The organism is Neptuniibacter sp., from assembly GCF_024231755.1.
In the GTDB taxonomy this organism is placed as follows: domain Bacteria; phylum Pseudomonadota; class Gammaproteobacteria; order Pseudomonadales; family Balneatricaceae; genus Neptuniibacter.
This window is the reverse complement of the sequence record NZ_JAAEQH010000116.1, coordinates 1-19,282: the sequence shown is the minus strand read 5'-3', so window position 1 is coordinate 19,282 and position 19,282 is coordinate 1. Positions and strand designations below refer to the sequence as shown.

Annotated in this window: 17 protein-coding genes; 12 read left to right on the top strand and 5 right to left on the bottom strand. The window is 46.0% G+C overall.

All coding sequences use genetic code 11. The annotated features are described in order from the left end of the window. Together GY843_RS06505 and GY843_RS06500 are read left to right on the top strand one after the other, a co-directional pair. On the top strand, positions 1-1,059 hold the full coding sequence (locus GY843_RS06505; protein WP_297307730.1) for a M48 family metallopeptidase: 1,059 nt from the start codon (positions 1-3) through the stop codon (positions 1,057-1,059). Between the two features lie 119 nt (positions 1,060-1,178). Further along, entirely contained in the window at positions 1,179-1,814 is a 636-nt protein-coding gene (locus GY843_RS06500) for an XRE family transcriptional regulator (RefSeq protein WP_297307728.1), read from the top strand. Between the two features lie 182 nt (positions 1,815-1,996). Here the strand turns inward: GY843_RS06500 and GY843_RS06495 are convergent, their stop codons facing one another. Next, positions 1,997-2,530: a hypothetical protein gene (locus GY843_RS06495; RefSeq protein ID WP_297307727.1), complete on the bottom strand. Its 534-nt coding sequence runs from the start codon at positions 2,528-2,530 to the stop codon at positions 1,997-1,999. Between the two features lie 11 nt (positions 2,531-2,541). Beyond that, positions 2,542-3,405: a TraB/GumN family protein gene (locus GY843_RS06490; RefSeq protein ID WP_297307725.1), complete on the bottom strand. Its 864-nt coding sequence runs from the start codon at positions 3,403-3,405 to the stop codon at positions 2,542-2,544. A 128-nt stretch (positions 3,406-3,533) separates the two neighbouring features. Between GY843_RS06490 and GY843_RS06485 the strand changes: the two genes are divergently transcribed. From GY843_RS06485 to GY843_RS06470, 4 genes are all read left to right on the top strand, one after another. Continuing rightward, positions 3,534-4,328: a response regulator gene (locus tag GY843_RS06485; protein ID WP_297307722.1), complete on the top strand. Its 795-nt coding sequence runs from the start codon at positions 3,534-3,536 to the stop codon at positions 4,326-4,328. A 224-nt stretch (positions 4,329-4,552) separates the two neighbouring features. Next, on the top strand, positions 4,553-6,337 hold the full coding sequence (locus GY843_RS06480; protein WP_297307720.1) for a DEAD/DEAH box helicase: 1,785 nt from the start codon (positions 4,553-4,555) through the stop codon (positions 6,335-6,337). 85 nt (positions 6,338-6,422) lie between these two features. Beyond that, positions 6,423-6,713, top strand: coding sequence for a membrane protein insertion efficiency factor YidD (gene yidD, locus GY843_RS06475; protein WP_297307718.1), 291 nt, complete (start codon positions 6,423-6,425; stop codon positions 6,711-6,713). 179 nt (positions 6,714-6,892) lie between these two features. Beyond that, positions 6,893-9,091, top strand: a complete 2,199-nt coding sequence (locus GY843_RS06470; protein ID WP_297307716.1) for a hypothetical protein — start codon at positions 6,893-6,895, stop codon at positions 9,089-9,091. A 70-nt stretch (positions 9,092-9,161) separates the two neighbouring features. On the opposite strand, the gene GY843_RS06465 is transcribed toward GY843_RS06470, so the two are convergent. Then, positions 9,162-10,127 (bottom strand): LysR family transcriptional regulator, encoded by a 966-nt coding sequence (locus tag GY843_RS06465; RefSeq protein ID WP_297307715.1) that lies wholly within the window; start codon positions 10,125-10,127, stop codon positions 9,162-9,164. An 89-nt stretch (positions 10,128-10,216) separates the two neighbouring features. On the opposite strand from GY843_RS06465, the gene GY843_RS06460 reads away from it, so the two are divergent. Genes GY843_RS06460 through GY843_RS06450 form a run of 3 tightly spaced genes read left to right on the top strand, consistent with a single transcriptional unit; the run spans position 10,217 to position 12,454 of the window. Continuing rightward, positions 10,217-11,245 carry a zinc-binding alcohol dehydrogenase family protein gene (locus tag GY843_RS06460; protein ID WP_297307713.1) on the top strand — a complete coding sequence of 343 codons (1,029 nt, stop codon included), beginning with the start codon at positions 10,217-10,219 and terminating at the stop codon, positions 11,243-11,245. Between the two features lie 22 nt (positions 11,246-11,267). Next, on the top strand, positions 11,268-11,570 hold the full coding sequence (locus tag GY843_RS06455) for a DUF1330 domain-containing protein (protein ID WP_297307712.1): 303 nt from the start codon (positions 11,268-11,270) through the stop codon (positions 11,568-11,570). Between the two features lie 56 nt (positions 11,571-11,626). After that, entirely contained in the window at positions 11,627-12,454 is an 828-nt protein-coding gene (locus tag GY843_RS06450; RefSeq protein WP_297307710.1) for an SDR family NAD(P)-dependent oxidoreductase, read from the top strand. Positions 12,455-12,665: 211 nt separating this feature from the next. On the opposite strand, the gene GY843_RS06445 is transcribed toward GY843_RS06450, so the two are convergent. Then, a complete protein-coding gene (locus GY843_RS06445) occupies positions 12,666-13,949 on the bottom strand; it encodes a M18 family aminopeptidase (protein WP_297307709.1) in 1,284 nt (427 codons plus the stop codon). Between the two features lie 5 nt (positions 13,950-13,954). After that, positions 13,955-14,470 carry an FKBP-type peptidyl-prolyl cis-trans isomerase gene (locus tag GY843_RS06440; RefSeq protein ID WP_297307707.1) on the bottom strand — a complete coding sequence of 172 codons (516 nt, stop codon included), beginning with the start codon at positions 14,468-14,470 and terminating at the stop codon, positions 13,955-13,957. Positions 14,471-14,673: 203 nt separating this feature from the next. On the opposite strand from GY843_RS06440, the gene GY843_RS06435 reads away from it, so the two are divergent. The 3 genes from GY843_RS06435 to rpsA form a co-directional block, all read left to right on the top strand. Beyond that, positions 14,674-16,758 carry a carboxy terminal-processing peptidase gene (locus GY843_RS06435; RefSeq protein WP_297307705.1) on the top strand — a complete coding sequence of 695 codons (2,085 nt, stop codon included), beginning with the start codon at positions 14,674-14,676 and terminating at the stop codon, positions 16,756-16,758. 24 nt (positions 16,759-16,782) lie between these two features. After that, positions 16,783-17,553 carry a hypothetical protein gene (locus GY843_RS06430; protein ID WP_297307703.1) on the top strand — a complete coding sequence of 257 codons (771 nt, stop codon included), beginning with the start codon at positions 16,783-16,785 and terminating at the stop codon, positions 17,551-17,553. A gap of 202 nt (positions 17,554-17,755) precedes the next feature. After that, positions 17,756-19,282 (top strand): 30S ribosomal protein S1 (rpsA, locus tag GY843_RS06425; RefSeq protein ID WP_297307701.1); only part of this gene is annotated, 1,527 nt, incomplete at its 3' end.

Sequence of the window (19,282 nt, the reverse complement as noted above, 5' to 3'; positions counted from 1 at the left end):
ATGATTGCCAAACATATCCAGACAGCATTAATCGGAGCCTTCTGCTGTTTGATAGCGGCTTGTTCTACTCCGAGACAATATGAAGCGGAGCTCCCGGAAGAACTGTTGCAGAAGGAACAAACTGAGCAGTTTAAACAGGCACTCCAATACCAACTGAAACAACGCATCCGCTTAGTAGAGATCGCCCACCCATTACTGATCCACAATGTTGAGAGATGCGGTAAAAGAACGCGCTACAGCGCTGGGGTTTTCCTGCATAAAATATCTGAATACCCCAAACCGCAACTTAAAGCGGTCAAGCAGTTATACGGAAGTGAAGATCAATTAAAAGTTCTTCATGTGCTTGATACAGGAGCCTCATCAGAGAAACTGTTTGCAGGTGATCAAATTCTCCTTATCAATAAACACCCTGTTCCGGACACCTCAGAAGCAGCAATCGATCTACTTAAAAACGAAATGCAATCGGGGCAGACTCTCAAGCTCCAAGTTATGCGTAATAAGCAGAAACTCGAGATTGCTATACAGCCGGATCATCTCTGTGATTACCCGATCCAATTAAGTCAGTCTGATGCGGTGAATGGCTATGCGGATGGTTCACAGATAATTATCACCTCGGGTTTAATGCGTTTTGCCAACAAAGACAATCAACTGGCGCTAATCATCGCTCATGAGTTGGCGCACAATACTCTTCACCACATTCCTCAGAGGCTGAGTAATACTGCTTGGGGGGGATTGATTGATATTATTCTTAACACCAGTGGCATCCCTAGCCCTTTTGTTGCCGCCGGGTTGGGTGCCAACCTTTACAGTCAGTCCTATGAAACTGAAGCAGATCTGGAAGGGCTTGAGCTAATGTATAACGCTGGATTTGAATTGGAGGGTTTAGAACTGTTCTGGCGGGATATGGCGATGATCCACCCAGCCATTATTACTCACAACCAATCCACCTCTCACCCCACGACTGTTGAACGGGCAATACGTATACGAAAAGAAATTGCCGAGCTAACAAAAGATAGCCGTTCCATCGATACAACTTCCCCTCCCCCATACGAAAAGTAAATCAGCTAAAGTAACTCGCTTGTTGGGTTTTCTGCTTTTCACACGGCATATGCTGAATTCCTCAAGCACATGCATGTATACTGTTTGTTAGAAAATAAGAATTATCTGGAGTTGCGTTAATGTCTGACGAGCCATTTTTCCTAAAGGAAGAGAAAGAGAAGCTAGGCCTACAACGGGCGGGAAATATCGAAGCCTCCGTAGAACCTCTGCAACTAGGTAAACGCGTTAAAGAGATCCGCCTCAGTCAGCATCTGACTCTAGAAGAAGCAAGCAAACTCACAGGCTTGGCCCGCTCCACACTTTCTAAGATAGAAAACGAGCAGATATCTCCCACCTTCAGCGCTGTTAATAAGCTGGTGAAAGGCCTGGGAATAGATATGCCTCAGCTTTTTACTCAACCACGCAAAGGCGCTGGTGCGGGAGGCCGCAGAGATATCACCCGTGGTGGCGAAGGTCAGCCACACCCAACCCCAACATATGAGCACGAACTACTTGCGACCCAGCTCAGCACTAAAAAGATGATTCCTTACCGAACCACAGTGCGAGCACGCAGCTTTGATGAATTTGCAGATTGGGTTCGTCATGATGGCGAAGAATTTCTGTTTGTTCTACGGGGATCTTTACTGCTGTATACAGAATTCTATGAACCACTGGAGCTGTTTGCCGGTGATTCAGCCTATTATGACTGTGAGATGGGACACGCTCTGGTATCAACGGGCGAGGAAGATGCCGAGGTAATTTGGGTAACAGCCTGATCAGGTATAAACAATCAGAACTGAACAATTGTTCACTATTCCGCTTTTTTGTTTATACTGAACTTAACCTTCCTGAACACCGCCGCAAACAAGTTGCTTGAGCACTGCTCAGCAATACAATTAATGCGGCGGTTTTTTTTTACTCTTTTCCAGCCCTGTTCCAACACAATCGTACCAGCCACTTACCATCCATAGCCGGACAAATTAATTGTATTGTTTTCCATCCAAACACCTGAAGTTTTCAGAGTGTTAAGTACTGATTCTGGCTTTGTCTCCAACTCTGCAAACTGCTGTAGCAAGTTAGAAATTTCTTTATGCAATTGGTCGGGATTGTTCAGGTTGATCCACAATTCATAGGTATCGATCGCCAACACAGGAAAGTCTTGCTGCTCTAAAAAGCCGATCCACTTTTCCAACAACAGCAATTCCTCGGTTGTCAGATATGGCTGTAATTTTTCTTTACGTTTGTTGAGCCGGGTAACTGCATCCTCTTGATCCGTCAACAAAACAGGATATTCATCACCTTCCTCATGGGTTAACACTTCACTTTCACTGGTGTTAACTTCAAATAACTCGATATCATCAATAGCAAAAGCCATTAACCAATAAACAGGCAGTTGATGGTTAGCAGCACAGATCATCTCTGCGTTAGGTTGCCCTGTAAGGCCACCGGGGAAACCATCCATCCCCATCATAATAACTCGTGTACCCAGCAATCTCTTATCTCCTACAACTGTTCAATCTTGTAACCTTGAGCGTTGAGTGCTTTTAAAATACCATCCGGGCCAATCAGATGGGCCGCCCCGACTAAAACCAACTCAACCTCCTCGGTTGTTAACATCCTTTTGATCTGCGGCAACCAGTTCAGGTTACGCTCCACCAGCAGTGATCGATAAACCCTGGGATAATAACGGCGCATATCTGCAACCACGGTTTTCTCCAACCCTTTGAGATTACCCTGCTTCCAGTCCTTAACAATCTTATCCATCATCTCTTCAGTTTTTTTCACATTATCCAGAGACTGGCGCAAAAACTGTTCCTCATTACCCTCACCTAGATTGCCAATAAAACCCAAGTGAGTTTCGATGCTCTCTAGCCCTGCAACTGACTTACCATCCTTCACTGCACGGTTGTAATACACTGTATCCGCGCCCTGCTGCGATATACCCAGGCGCTGAAACTCCACTGCCATCATGGTCAACATAACTCCAGCAGGCTTCATGGTTAGAAACATATTAGGGATTAACCCTCTCTCCTGCAGATACTTATTTAGATCCGCATAAAGCTGCTCTGAAATCTGTTGGTTTAACAATCTTCCATCCTGATAGCTGAGCTGAGCCATCAACTGAAACTGAGTTGCAGGGTCTTGAAGCTTGGCCATATCCGTTTCAAGCACCACAGCAGCGGCATCCGAATATGCATGATCAAAAGCTTTTGGAAAAGGCAGATCTTTAGCAGAGAGCATATGAACTGTTCCACCTAGATATAAATACTGTCCCTCTTTACTCACTTTCCAGAGAGAGGTCTCTGCAAATACTGAAGAGCTAAAGATCAACAGAAATAGTGAAGGTAACAATAAATTTTTTCTCAAAATCGGCACCATTCCAGCAGAAAGTTCTTTATAACAAAGACCTATATCAGCTTACTCATAAAATATTATTTATTCTTATAAAAATGATAGGTATGGTTTGAAAAAACACATAATCCCGGTACAACAGAATGAGCGAACTGACTTCATCAGATCTGAATATACTGCTGGTCGAGCCCTCCGCAGTGCAACGAAAAATTATTCGTAAAGAATTGCATAAGGAACTCGTTGAAGATATTGATGAAGCCGACTCTGTTGAAGCAGCACAGAATCGCATCCGTGCGGTACAGCCAGACCTTGTTATCAGTGCACTGTACCTTCCTGATGGCTCTGCGATGGATCTGTTACAAGGTATTCGCCAGAATCCGGAAACTAAAGATCTGCCTTTTATGCTGGTTTCCAGTGAAACCCGCCATAGTGAATTAGACCAGTTTAAGCAATCCGGGGTTATCGCTATTCTGCCCAAACCCTTTAACCACGATCATCTTGCGACTGCGATCAATTCAACACTGGATCTGCTGTCACACGACGAACTGGATCTGGAGTATTACGACCCTACTTCGTTACGCGTATTGGTCGTTGATGACAGCAGAATGGCACGTAACATCATCAAAAAAGTACTGGGCAACCTCGGTATCAACCTAATTACAGAAGCCACGGATGGCTCCGAAGCGATCACACTACTGCCTGAAGGCTTTGATCTGGTTGTCACCGACTACAATATGCCGGAAGTAAACGGTTTGGAACTGGCGGAATACATTCGGAACTCGATTGATTACTCGCACTTGCCAATACTCATGGTGACGAGTGAATCCAGTCAGGCACACCTTAGCAATGTTTCGAAATCCGGTGTAAATGCCATGACTGACAAACCATTCGAGCCCTCCACTGTTAAACAGTTGCTGGCGCGCATCCTCGAAGACTAAACCGAGACAAATAGTCCTTAAACCACTACAGATACGGTTCAGGCACTGAGCTTAAGGCCAATTCATCCAGGCAGCAAGATAACGGTATAAACAACAAAAACCACTGCACACTTCTTGTTCAGTTTGAAATCACGTGTATAATGCCACGCTTTCCCACCGGAGCAGTCTATACTTCATCGCAGTGATGCAGTCCTGCCCCAACCTCAAACAGGTAATCCGTACAGATGAATTCAGAAGATCAGCTATCTTTTGCTGAGCTTGGCCTTGCCGCTCCCGTATTAAAAGTGCTCGATGAGATTGGTTACGAAACACCCTCTCCAATTCAGGCAGCCAGTATCCCTCACCTACTCGAAGGTAAAGACTTGCTGGGTATTGCCCAGACTGGTACTGGTAAAACTGCAGCCTTTTCACTTCCGCTGCTTTCTCGTCTGAACCTGAAAAGCCGTAAGACACAACTTTTAATACTGGCACCAACCCGTGAGCTGGCTATTCAGGTAGCTGAAGCCTGCCAGACTTATGCGCGTAACCTGCCTGATTTCCATGTTCTGCCTATTTACGGTGGTCAGGCTTACGATACGCAGCTACGCCAGTTGAAACGTGGTGCTCAGGTTGTAGTAGGTACTCCAGGCAGGGTGATGGACCATATGCGTCGCGGTTCTCTGAAACTGGATCATCTGGAAGCTCTGGTACTGGATGAAGCCGACGAAATGCTACGTATGGGCTTTATCGATGATGTTGAGTGGGTACTGGAACATACACCAGACACGCGCCAGATTGCGCTGTTTTCAGCAACAATGCCTACACAGATCAAAAAGGTAGCGGAAAACCACCTGAATGACCCTGCTGAAGTTCGTATCAAGGCGAAAACAGCGACTGCTACTACCATTACACAGAAATACCTACGTGTATCCGGTCATCATAAACTGGATGCGCTGACTCGTATTCTGGAGATGCAGACATTCGACGCGATGCTGATCTTCGTACGAACTAAATCTGCAACGGTAGAACTGGCTGAGAAACTGGCTGCGCGCGGCTATGCAGCAGAAGCACTGAACGGTGATATTTCACAGCAGCTACGCGAACGCACCATCGATAAGCTTAAACGTGGCCAGATCGATATTCTGATCGCAACGGATGTAGTTGCACGAGGCCTTGATGTTGAACGTATCAGTCACGTATTGAACTACGATATTCCGTACGATACTGAATCTTACATTCACCGTATTGGTCGTACTGGCCGTGCTGGCCGTGAAGGTGAAGCGATCCTGTTCGTATCACCTCGTGAGCAGCGCATGCTTAAAGCGATCGAACGAGCGACAAGGCAGAAGATTGATGGCATGCAGTTGCCATCCACTGATGATATCAATGAAAAACGTGTACAGCGTTTTGTAGATCGTATCAGTGACGCAATTGATAGCCAGGATCTGGACTTCTACCGTAACCTGCTGACTGAATACCAGCAGGAACATGATGCTGATCCAATTGTTATCGCATCTGCACTGGCCCATCTTCTTCAGGGAGAAACTCCTCTTCTGATGAAGGATGAGCCACGTCCGCCTCGCCAGAACAGAGAAGAACGTGACGGCCGCAACAAACGCGCACCTAAAGGCATGTCAACCAAAGCTAAGCCTTTGAAGGACAACCCTGAAGTAGAGATGAAGCGCTACCTTATTCAAGTGGGCCATGAACATGGTGTTGCACCTAAGAATATTGTTGGGGCAATCGCTAATGAAGCGGATCTGGATGCAAACTTTATAGGTTCAATTGAGATCTTTGATGACTGCTCCACAGTGGATCTGCCAAGTGGCATGCCTAAGGCAGTGGTACAGCAGCTCAGCCGTGCTGTAGTTTGTGGTCAACGCCTGAATATCCGTGTTGCTTCTTCTGATGGCGGTAAAGGCCGTGGTCGTTCACACAGAGGCAAGAAAGGCGGTGGTAAAGACGGTGGCAAACCTCGTAATCGTCCAAACCGCAACAAGAAAGATTCGAAGAAGAGCAAAGAGAGTTAGTTGATAGCGATCCGAATCGACTTGAGTATGCGCTTCTAACAAAGCGCAACTGACTCTGATAACCGGGCAGAGTTACAATTTAGCAATGATCAGCTTCCTAAAAAAAAGCGTCAGCAAATTTCTTATCGGATTGGTATATCTATATCAATATCTGATCAGCCCGGTTCTAGGCCCTCGCTGCCGCTTTTACCCCACCTGCTCCAACTACATGGTTGAAGCAATCCAGATTCATGGCCCAATCAAGGGAACCCTGATGGGTTTAAGGCGCCTTTCGAGATGCCATCCCTACAATGACGGCGGCTACGATCCGGTACCCGGTTCTGAAAACAAAGATTCAGAAAATCATCAATGCTGTGATAAGCCTGATCACCAGTAATTAAGCAGCAGTAAATCAGCCTAAGCTGTCTTCGCCATCTTAGCTTTAGCCGAAAAATCTGGCTGTTTTTTAATCTATCTGAAAAATCATAGGCTTATTTTATTTTGACACCCTTTAGCACACTGGCTATAGGGTTTAATATACACACAATTTTGTGTCGCCGGATAAAGCTAGATTCTATGTTTACACCGCTGTCAGTTATTCTTTACGTCACCGTTTATATGGCACTTCTTTTTGCCATAGCACAGGTGGTGGAAAAAAGAATCCAGAGCAAAGGCGAACAGCGCAAGGGGAACCGCTGGATCTATGCATTATCCCTAGCGGTTTACCACACCTCCTGGACCTTTTACGGCAGCGTTGGCTTTGCCGCATCCTCAGGTCTTCTCTACCTAGGGATCTACGGTGGTGCTCTGATTGGTATTGCCTTCTGGTGGTATACCCTGCGCAGAATGATTCAGGCGAAAGAAACCTTCCGTGTTACCAGCATTGCTGACTTTATCTCTACCCGGTATAACCGCTCGCAACGCATTGCGGCTCTGGTAACCATTATTGCCCTGATCGGGATAGTTCCCTACATATCACTGCAACTTAAAGCGATTATCAACTCATTTGAGCTTATAACAGACACATCACAAACCGGTATAAGCCATGATCTTATCGGGCTGATTGTGACCGTGTTTATGATCGGCTTCACCATAATCTTCGGTGTTAGAAAACTTGATCCAACGGAACGTCATCAGGGGATGATCGCTGCTTTGGTCGCGGAGTGCCTGGTTAAACTGGTTGCTTTTACTGCGGTGGGTTTCTTCGTTACTTACACCCTATTTGATGGATTCGGCGATATTGTTAATCGTCTGCATCAGGCAGAGTTGAGCCATGTAATTAGCTTCTCAGCCACAGAAAATAGTGGTTTGATGTGGATTACCCTGATGATCTTGAGCTTCTCGGCAATCCACAATCTGCCAAGACAGTTCCATGTTCAGGTAGTGGAAAACTCCAACCGCGATCATCTGAAAACAGCCATGTGGCTTTTCCCGCTATATATCCTTCTGATCAATATCTTCGTAGTGCCTATAGCGGCGGCAGGTCTTCTCAATGGAATTTCTCCGGAGCATGCTGATTACTTTGTACTACTTCTGCCGCAACAAGCGGGAAGTGATACCCTGACTCTCCTAGCATTTATCGGTGGTTTTTCAGCGGCTACCGGTATGATTATTATCACCACCATGACCCTTTCCACCATGGCATCCAACCATTTGGTTCTGCCTATCTTGGAAAGTTTCCCTGCACTTAAATCATCACGTAGCTATCTGCTGCAACTACGCTGGGTAATCGTATCCTGCATATTATTGGGTAGTTTTTGGTTTGCTCAAGAGTTTGCCGATTCCTATATTCTTGCAGCGATTGGACTACTCTCGTTTGTAGCCGTTCTTCAGTTCACTCCTGCTATGTTTGGTGGTTTGTTCTGGAAGAAAGGAAACAGTCTCGGTGCATTCCTTGGCCTGGCCAGTGGCTTTATCATTTGGTGTTACAGCCTGCTAATTCCAACTTTCATCAAGCATGGCTGGCTATCTGCAACACTACTAACCGAAGGGCCATGGCAGATTGCCATGTTGCGACCTGAAGCTCTTTTTGGACTTGAAGGCCTGCATCCTGTCACTCACGCACTGATCTGGTCGATGCTATTCAACATCGGCAGTTACATAATCGGCTCTCTGATCTTCTCACCGAATAAGAGCGAGCGTAACCTCACCACAGAATTCATGGCAGCGATGACAACCAGCTCATCACGCCGGGCACGACCTACAGGTTTGGATGCCTATATTCTGCTTCAGCCTAAACTGGAAGAAGCGAAAAGCCTGTTATCGGAGTATCTAAACGAAGATAAAGCCGAGGCAGAGGTGCATACGATCGCTGATGACCTTCAGGTTCTCGAGAAACCCAAAGTTACCATTATTGAATTGGTTGAGTTCCACCGAATGGTCGAGCATGTGCTAGCGGGCTCGATTGGTGCCGCGAGCGCTCATAAAGCGATAGAGAATACTATCCGTTACAACAGCCGCGAAGAAGCAGATCTAAAAGCCTTATATAGCCACATTGTGACCGAGCTGCAGACCACTGAGAAAGACTCTCTCAACAAAGAAGCGGGTTCATCCGGTGGCTATGGCTATGGACTGATTGAAGATTTGCAAACTCAGATCGATGAACTGGAAGATAAAGTCCGCTCACAGCAAAAACATATCAGTGAGATGGAAACTAAACTGGAGCATCGCTATGAGGAGATCTTCAAATATCGCATGGAGACTCAGAAAACCCGCCAGGATAACGAAGTGCTCCGAGAAGAGCTAAGGGTGATGATAGGTAATAAAGAGTCGTAAACACGCATCGCCGCAAAGCGGCGAAAGCTGCGAGACGCTTCGCTGCTAGAAAAAACTTAAAGGCTAACCCTTAGTTCAATACACCCACATCCAGAATACCTCTATCCACCAACTGCTTCAGAATTGCTCTACTTTTTTCTCGACAAAAATCTCTAAGCAAACGTGCAGCTGGTGTAATTGACTGCCTACTTGGGCAGATCAGCCATAGTTCAGTTGATCTGGGTTTAAACTCAGGCATAACACTAACTAGCCTGCCAGACAGTAGATCATCAGAAAGGTCCAGACAGGATTTAACAGCAATTCCCTTACCCGCTACGCACCAACGCCGCACAAGATCACCATCGTTAGAGGCACGGTTTCCGCCCATTTTGATCTTATACTCCGCTCCGTCACGGGAGAATTTCCACACATCATGAATTACATCATACAGCTGATAAAACAGGCCATTATGCGAGGTCAGATCCTGCGGATGCTGAGGAGCGCCATGCTGCTCAAGATATTCAGGGGTGGCGCATAGAATTCCCGGCACATTACAGATTTTGAAACCATAGAGATTAGCATCATTGGGGTAGCCATAACGTAGCGCCATATCTACCGAATCACGATAGAAATCGATATTACTGTCGCTGATATTCATCCTCAGACTAAGATCCGGATAGGTATCCATAAACTCATTAAGCCATGGAGTAACGATATTTCGCCCAAGGTCAGATGACACAGCCAAACGTAATTCACCATCAATAATATCCTGCTCACCTTTCATATTGAGCTGAGCCTGATCCAACATCTGCAGCGCCTGTTCACACTGAGGGATATATTTTTCCCCAGCACTGGAAAGACGAAGGCTACGTGTAGTTCTCACAAATAATTCAACACCCAATGCAGCCTCCACTCGCTTCAGTGCTGCGCTGGCTGTTGCTGTTCGCATATCCAGATTGGTTGCAGCTGCAGTAATACTACGAAACTCAGCCACTTTAAGTACGACTTGAAGGTCTTCTAACAGCATATTCTCAAATATTATTTGATAATGTTTCAATTATTATGCCGTTTAATGCCATGCAATCAAGTTCTAAACTGATCTCCATTGAATCAAATTACACAACCAGATTCGTCGGAGAGCAGATTATGAAAGCCATTGGATATATCAAAAATCTACCCATTACAGATGCTGAATCGCTGAGCGATATTGAACTGGATCAGCCAGTCGCTACAGGCCACGACCTTCTGGTAAAGGTGCAAGCGATTGCGGTAAACCCTGTAGATTATAAGATCCGCCAGAACGTCGCTTCAGAAGACGGCAGCTACAAAGTAATCGGCTGGGACGCCGTTGGCGAAGTAATCTCTACCGGTGAAGCTGTCAGCCAGTTCAAACCAGGCGATGTGGTTTATTACGCTGGCGACCTTACCCGCCCAGGAAGCAACGCAGAGTACCAGCTGGTAGATGAACGCATTGTTGGCCACAAGCCAAAGAGCATATCCAATGCAGAAGCCGCTGCACTACCACTTACCTCGATCACTGCATGGGAGATGCTGTTCGAGCATCTCCAGATCAAGAAACAAGCGATTGGTTCTACAGAAAAATCTAACGAAGTGATCCTGGTTATAGGTGCAGCTGGCGGTGTAGGTTCAATTCTTGTGCAACTAGCAAAAGCTTTGACCGGTGCCACAGTTATCGGAACTGCGTCCCGTGAAAGCTCACAGCAGTGGGTTAAAGAACTAGGTGCCGATCATGTAGTTGATCATACCCAACCGCTACAACCCCAGATTGAAGCTCTGGGTATAGGCCAGGTCTCCCATGTTGCCAGTCTTAACGCTACTGACTCCTATTTTGATACCTATATCGAGCTGCTGAAACCGTTTGGCAAGATCGCAATGATTGATGACCCAGCAGAACCACTAGATTACATGAAGATGAAGCCTAAGAGCCTGTCATTGCACATTGAGTTTATGTACGCCCGCTCCATGTTCCAGGCGGACGACATGATTGAACAGAGCCACCTTCTTAATGCAGTAGCAGATCTGCTGGATCAGGGTTATATCAAAACCACAGTGGCTAAAAATTTAGGCACCATTAACGCGGATAACTTAAAAGCAGCCCACGCTGAACTGGAAGCTGGTCGCTCAATCGGCAAGATCGTACTGGAAGGCTTCTAATCTAAAACCGGAGAATCAGACAATGACCTACTATTCTGTTTTAGCTGTAACACCAACATCCGATGACTGGGTTGCAGACTACATTGAACCGGCAAACAACACAGTAGCACGACACTGTGGGCGTTATTTAGCCCGCACCACCAGTCATGAACGTGTGGAGGGGCAAGGTGATGACGCCGCATTACGCGTAATCGTGGAGTGGCCATCCAAAGAAGCCGCTATCGCCTTTATGAACGATCCTGAATATCTACCTCACTTGGAAGCCAGAACTCAGGGTTCAATCAGCCACCACTTCCTAATTGAAGGCAAAGATGATCTGGCCTGATTGACTCAGGTTTAAACTACAAGCCGAATACAGCCCCTAAAATGGAGAGCAGTACGATGCAAAAAACAATTCTAATCACCGGGTCCACCGACGGCATCGGTTTAGAAACCGCTAAAATGCTGCTTTCGCAGGGGCATAATATCCTGATACATGGGCGTACCCCGGCAAAGGTCCACTCGACTCTGCAACTGCTGTCAGAACAGATAGAAACAGACAACCTAAGCAATAATATTCAGGGTTACATAGCCGATCTATCTGATATGGAACAGCTAGAAAAGCTGGCAGAGGAGATAAAAACCAACCACCATAAGCTAGATGTTCTGATTAACAATGCCGGCGTATTTCGCACACCTGACCCCATTACCACTTCCGGCTTAGATGTTCGTTTTGCGGTCAATACAGTCGCACCCTATCTACTCACGTTACAGCTTCTTCCGCTACTAGGAACTGAAGGGCGAATCATCAATCTGTCCTCTGCGGCTCAGGCTCCAGTTGATCTTGAAGCCTTAACCGGAAAAATCTATCTTGAAAATGAGTTCCAAGCCTATGCGCAAAGTAAACTAGCCATCACCATGTGGTCACGAGAATTGGGCCTAGCACTGACAGATGGTCCAGTCGTTATAGCTGTAAACCCCGGCTCGATGCTAGGCAGTAAAATGGTACAGGAAGGCTTTGGTGTTGCAGGCGGGGACCTGAGTATCGGAGCAAAAATCCTTAGCCAGCTGGCCCTGGAAGATGAGTTTAAAAATGCCTCAGGAAAATACTTTGATAACGACTCTGGTAAATTTACCGAACCTCATAAAGATGCATTGAATCGAGAAAAGTCTGAAGCTGTGATAAAGGCGGTTGAAGGTATTCTTTGCCTTTCTTTTATAGCCAAGTAGGGATCAAAACAGGGGATTCCTTAAAAAAGCCCTCTCGAAGAGGGCAACCTTAAGGAGCTACAAAAACAAATTGAAGCTGAGTAAGCATAGACACTGAATTGACTAACTGCCAAGACTCTCAGTTTGATATTTGCAATTGGCAAATACAAACCCGTAATTCACTGCCAGGTTTCATATTCTCAGTTCAAGAACTAGGGCCTGTTAGCAGCCTCTAGGTTTGTTCCTGCCCAAAAAAACTAGACAGTACCTTAGTCAAATCTTGCACATCTTTTGTTCCTGCCATCTCCCTGATCGAGTGCATCGCAAATTGTGGTACACCGATATCCAGTGTTTTAACACCTAGTTCAGCCGCTGTGATTGGACCAATAGTGCTACCACACGCCATATCACTCCTAACAACAAACGCCTGAACAGGAACATCTACCTGTTTAGCAATATGCCTGAACAAAGCACTTGTCTCGCTATTGGACGCATAGCGCTGATTAGCATTGATCTTGATAACCGGGCCCGCATTAAGCAGTGGGCCGTGATTAGCATCATGCTTATCGGCAAAGTTAGGATGAATACCATGAGCATTATCAGCTGAAATCATCATTGAGCGAGCCAGCATCTGAACACGCTGTTCAGCATCAGGCACTAGTCGATCTAACACCTGCGCCAACATTGGCCCCTGAGCTCCGGCAGCACTCATACTGCCGACCTCTTCATGGTCATTACATACAAGTAACGCCCCTTGCTCAGTATCTGATTCAATCATTGCAACCAGCCCCATATAGCAGCTCAGCAGGTTATCCAGCCGTGCAGAAGCAATAAACTCCTGATTTAAGCCTGTTACAGCAGGAGGCTGAGTATCATAAAGAGAGATTTCATAATCCAGAATTTCCTCCAAATCTCTCACTCCCTCCTGCTCAAGCTGCGCCTTAAGAATCTGCTTAAAATCCGCCTTATCTTCTGACTGCCCGAGAATGACAGGCAGATAGGTTTGCGCATTGATCGAACGACTTTTGTTTGCCTCCCGATCAAGATGAATCGCCAGACTTGGGATAACGGCTATAGGGTCCTTAAAGTTAACCAAAGCTCGTGACAGCTGTCCTTCTTTGCTCAGATAGCTCACCCGGCCTGCCATAGAGAGATCCCGATCAAACCATGGGTTCAGCAACACACCGCCATAAACTTCTACCCCAAGCTGGTTGTAACCATGCTTATGAATTTCAGGCTGAGGCTTAACTTTAAGACAGGGTGAATCGGTATGAGCGCCAACCATCCTCAGACCCGACTCAACCAGGCTCTGCTTAGCTGGCATAATCCAGGCAACAATGGATGAGTCATTACGCGTTGTGAAATATTTACCGCCTGCTTCAAGATTCCAACTATCCAATTCTGATAGAAACTCAAATCCGGCTGATTGGAGCCTTAACTCCATCTCTTTGACCGCATGAAAAGGAGTTGGGGAATTTGCCAGGAAGCTTTTTAAGCCATCAATAAAGTCAGTCATCACATTTACTCAGCAGCTTTAAAATCTATTAATTCCACTTTAAATATCAGTGTGGAATTTGCAGGAATGTCAGTTGATGGGCTCAAAGCACCATAAGCCAGTTCTGGCGGGAGGTACAACATCCATGCATCCCCTCTGCTCATCATTGATACGCCTTCAGTCCAACCTTTAATAACTCGATTCAGAGGAAATGTAGTTGGCTCGCCACGCTTATACGAGCTATCGAAAATATGTCCATCAACACGCATACCTTCATAATGCACTGTCACCATATCACTCACCGAAGGTTTTGCTCCCTCACCGCTTACCAAAACTTTGTACTGCAAACCACTCTTGGTCGTGATAACGCCCTCTTCAGTAGCGTTTTTTGCCAGGAACGCATCACCTTGCTTACGTACATCATCATTCAGCGCTTTATCAATTAACTGCTGCCTGAATTTTTCCTCCTCAGCATTATCACCACACCCGGTTAACAACCCTGCAGAGACAAACAACATCATCAGGTACGCACTTACTTTCATTATTAAATTCCTAATCATTCACAAGCCAAGCTTTTGATTTTACAACACCGCTACGCATGTCTACACTCAACAAGCGGCTACTGAGCAGTTGAAATTTATCACATCTAACCCAAGATAAGTTTTTTATGCCGGCCAGAATGGAACTTGCCGTGCAATTTTCGGGTCCTACCTGAATCAAGAGACGTTTATTTAAGACAAACACTATGCCTAGATCGCTGCTAAAGCCACTGTTCGTTACTGTTTTATCGCTGCTTCTACCGGTAACTGCAAATGCAGTTACCACTCAACTGAAGTCGGAACCAGTTCATAAATCAACCCTACTGGAAATCTCCGAATCTCTGCGATTAGGCCACTACAACCGAATTCAACTCAATGATGATCTATCCAGTATCATTCTTGACCAGTATCTGAAGGATCTAGACCCCTCTCGCAGCTATTTTTATCGCAGTGATATTGACGAGTTTGAACCACACCGCCTCAACTTTGACGACAATATCAAATCCGGCGAATTACAAATCGCCTACCTTATTTTCAACCGTTTTCAACAACGCCTTGAAGAGCGCCTGAACCACTCTATTGAGCTACTAGAATCAGAGGCAGAGTTTAATTTTTCCGTAGAAGAGACCCTGAATACTGATCGTGAAGAAGCAGCGTGGATCACGTCAAAGGGTGAAATGGACGATCTGTGGAAACGCCGTATTAAAAGCGCACTGCTAAACCTGAAGCTTGCAGATAAAGAAGCGGATAAAGCCCGTGAGCTTCTAATCAAACGTTACAAAAACCAGCTGAAACGAGCAAAGCAGGTCAATAGTGAAGATGTATTTCAGACTTTCACAAATGCCTACACCAAGCAGTACGACCCGCATACACAGTACTTCTCTCCGCGTAAGTCAGAGAATTTCAAAATCAACATGAGCCTCTCTCTGGAGGGGATTGGTGCAGTACTAAAAACTGAAAACGAGTTCACTCAGATTGTCCGCCTTGTACCTGCAGGGCCCGCTGAAAAGACCGGCCAACTCAAAGCGACTGATCGCATTGTTGGCGTTGGTCAGGGTGAAGATGGTGATATTGAAGACGTTGTTGGCTGGCGTTTAGATGATGTAGTACAACTGATTCGCGGCCCCAAAGGCACAACCGTACGCCTTGAAATCAAAAGTTCTGACCGGGAAGACACCCCTTCTAAAATCGTTCAGATTGTTCGTAATAAGGTAAAACTTGAAGAACAGTCAGCGCAGAAACGTATTCTTGAAGTAGACCACCTAGGACAGACATTCCGCTTGGGGGTTATCGAGATACCTGCTTTTTATATCGATTTCGCTGCCCTACAACGTGGAGATAAAGATTACAAAAGCACCTCCCGAGATGTAGAAAAGCTGGTTAATGAGCTGAACCAAGAGAACATCGACGGCTTAATCGTGGATCTGCGTAATAATGGCGGTGGTTCACTTCGTGAAGCTAATGAAACTGTAGGCCTGTTTATCAAACATGGTCCTACGGTTCAGGTAAAAGATTCTTCTGGACGAGTTGAAGTTCTACGGGACCGCAATTCTAAAGTGGCTTATTCTGGTCCTGTAGCCGTTCTGGTGAACCGTTTATCTGCATCAGCGTCGGAAATTTTTGCTGGAGCCATTCAAGATTATAGCCGCGGGATTGTGATTGGTGGCCAGACTTTCGGTAAAGGTACCGTACAAACTCTGCTACCACTAAACCATGGACAACTGAAACTTACGCACGCTAAGTTCTACCGTATCTCTGGTGGAAGCACCCAAAACAAAGGGGTACTACCTGATATTAATTTCCCTACCCTGTATGACCCTAAAATAATCGGTGAAAGCGCATTAGAGCAGGCTTTGAGCTGGGACACTGTTCGCTCTGCTCCTCATGGCACCTATCCTAGCCTGAAGCCGTTTGTCAGCCAGATTGATAAGCGCTATCAGAAACGCAGCCTTACTGATCCAGACTTTATCTATATGCGTGAACAGGTAGAACACCTGAATGAGGTCCGCGAAGAAAGCAGCATCATCCCGCTTCAGGAAGCCGCTCTTAAAAGAGAAAGGGATGAGGCTGAGCAGTGGCAGATTGATGCTGAAAACCGCCGTAGAGCACTGAAACAACTTCCTAAAATTGAGAAATTGTCAGACCTTGAAGATGAACTGGAGAAAGATGCTCAAGGCCGTCCAATCAACCCAGAAGGGCAAGCGATGCTTGAAGAAAGTGGTCGAATTCTTCTTGATGCAATTTTCTTACAGCTGCAGTACTCTTCAGCAAAAGCTGAAAACAAACAGTGATAAGCCCTAACGTCTGAGCCACCCATGAAAAAAATTGTAGTCCTTGGTGTTATTCTTCCCTTAATCATTGCGGTTCTCGGAGTGGGTGGCTACTTTGCTTACCAGGAGATGCAAGGGCAACACGCTCAGAACTTAAAGGATCTCGAAAAATTCGGTTTTGCAGTTCTACCTACAGAACACATAGAAACAAAAGGTGAGCTTGGAGAGACCCAGTTACCTCCGACCTTTGCTGAGGACCGATTAACTCCTACTCAGAAAGTGATCAAAGGTTTAATGGAAGACAATGATCAACTGATAGAAGAGCAACAAGGGCTAAGAATGGAGATTGCCAGTCTTAAGGCCCATATAGCAGAGCTGGAAAACTACAAAAAGCTCAATGAACATTTTGCCCCACTCACCATTGCCGAAGAGATCACGGCCGTAGAGAAACAGATCAAAAAACTCCTTGTTGATATGCCTGATGCCCGTAGATTTAATAACCTTCAGCTAGAAGCCATGTCCGCATCGGTTGGCAATGAGTATAAGAAATTCATTGGTGGCAAACGTTTGATTCTCTCCACTAAGGAACGTGAGGATCTTATCAAAGCCTACATGCCTGAATTCGCCTTCTGTGTAGGAGACGGTATAGAGATAGCGGCCAACTCACCACGTGAAGAACGCCTGATCACCACTTATTTCCGTCAACAAGAAGATGGCATTCTATCCAGCGATCTTAAAACCGATCTGGAAACCGTAACAAAACCTTGCCAGACTGCACTTTACGCTCGCCTTAATGACTACGATAAACCGCTATAAATCGAGCATTTTTCAGCCAAAAAACAGTGCAAGCACTAGGTTTATTCTGTATAATGCGCGCTCATTTTCTATCGAATGGGCCGCTACACCGGTCAAAACGCCCCTTTCGAATATTAAAAAACTGACCCTGTAAGCCCGGTATTACAGGCTGAGCTGCGCACTTCCACAGTGTATCGCAGCCCCTAAATATAGGACAATTTCAATGAGCGAAAGCTTTGCTGATCTGTTTGAAGAATCCCTTGCATCCCTAGACATGACTCCAGGTAAACTGGTTACTGGTGAAGTTGTTGATATCGACAGCGACTGGGTAACTGTTCACGCTGGCCTGAAATCTGAAGCAATCATCCCTCGTTCACAGTTCCTGAACGATGCTAACGAACTGGAAATCCAGGTAGGCGACGAAGTTAAAGTTGCTCTGGAAGCAGTTGAAGATGGTTTCGGTGAAACTCGTCTGTCTCGTGAAAAAGCGAAACGCGCTGAAGCTTGGGAAGTTCTGCAGGCTAAATTCGAAGCTGAAGAAACTGTTACTGGCTGCATCAGCGGTAAAGTTAAAGGCGGCTTCACAGTTAGCATCAACAACATCCAGGGCTTCCTGCCAGGTTCTCTGGTAGATGTTCGTCCAGTACGTGACGTTGATCACCTGGAAGGCAAAGAGCTGGAATTCAAACTGATCAAACTTGATCCTAAGCGTAACAACATCGTTGTTTCTCGCCGTGCAGTTCTGCAAGAAGCTAACAGCGCTCAGCGTGATGAGCTGCTGGCTACTTTGGAAGAAGGTCAGGAAGTTAAAGGTTTCGTTAAGAACCTGACTAACTACGGTGCGTTCATCGATCTGGGTGGTGTTGACGGTCTTCTGCACATCACTGACATGGCTTGGAAGCGTATCTCTCACCCATCTGAGATGCTGAACCCAGGTGACGAGATCACTGTTAAGATCATCAAGTTCGACAAAGAATCTGGTCGTATCTCTCTGGGTCTGAAACAGCTATCTGTTGACCCATGGGCGCTGATCAAAGAGCGTTACCCAGCAGGTGCTAAGTGCCAGGCTCGCATCACTAACCTGACTGACTACGGCTGCTTCGCTTCTATCGAAGATGGCGTTGAAGGTCTGGTACACGTTTCTGAAATGTCTTGGACTAACAAAAACATCCACCCATCTAAAGTTGTTCAGATCGGTGATGAAGTAGAAGTTATGATCCTGGACGTTGATGAAGAACGTCGCCGTATTTCTCTGGGTATCAAGCAGTGCACTGCTAACCCATGGGTTACTTTCGCTGAGCAGTTTGCAGCTAACGACAAAGTTACTGGTACTATCAAAACTATCACTGACTTCGGTATCTTCGTTGGCCTGCAGGACGAGCTGGACGGTCTGGTTCACATGTCCGATATCACTTGGGAAGCTGATGCTGAAGCAGCTCTGCGCCAGTTCAAGAAAGGCGAAGAAGTTGAAGCAGTTATCCTGTCTATCGACGCAGAGAAAGAGCGTATCTCTCTGGGCATCAAACAGCTGGAAAGCGATCCATTCGCTGAGTACGCTGCAGCAAACGACAAGAACTCTATCGTAAAAGGTAAAGTAGTTTCTGTTGACGCTAAAGGCGCTGTAGTTGAACTGGCTGAAGGCATCGAAGGTACTCTGAAAGTATCTGAGATCTCTGTTGATCGCGTAGAAGACGCATCTACTGTCCTAAACGTTGGTGACGAAGTAGAAGCTAAGATCGTTACTCTGGAT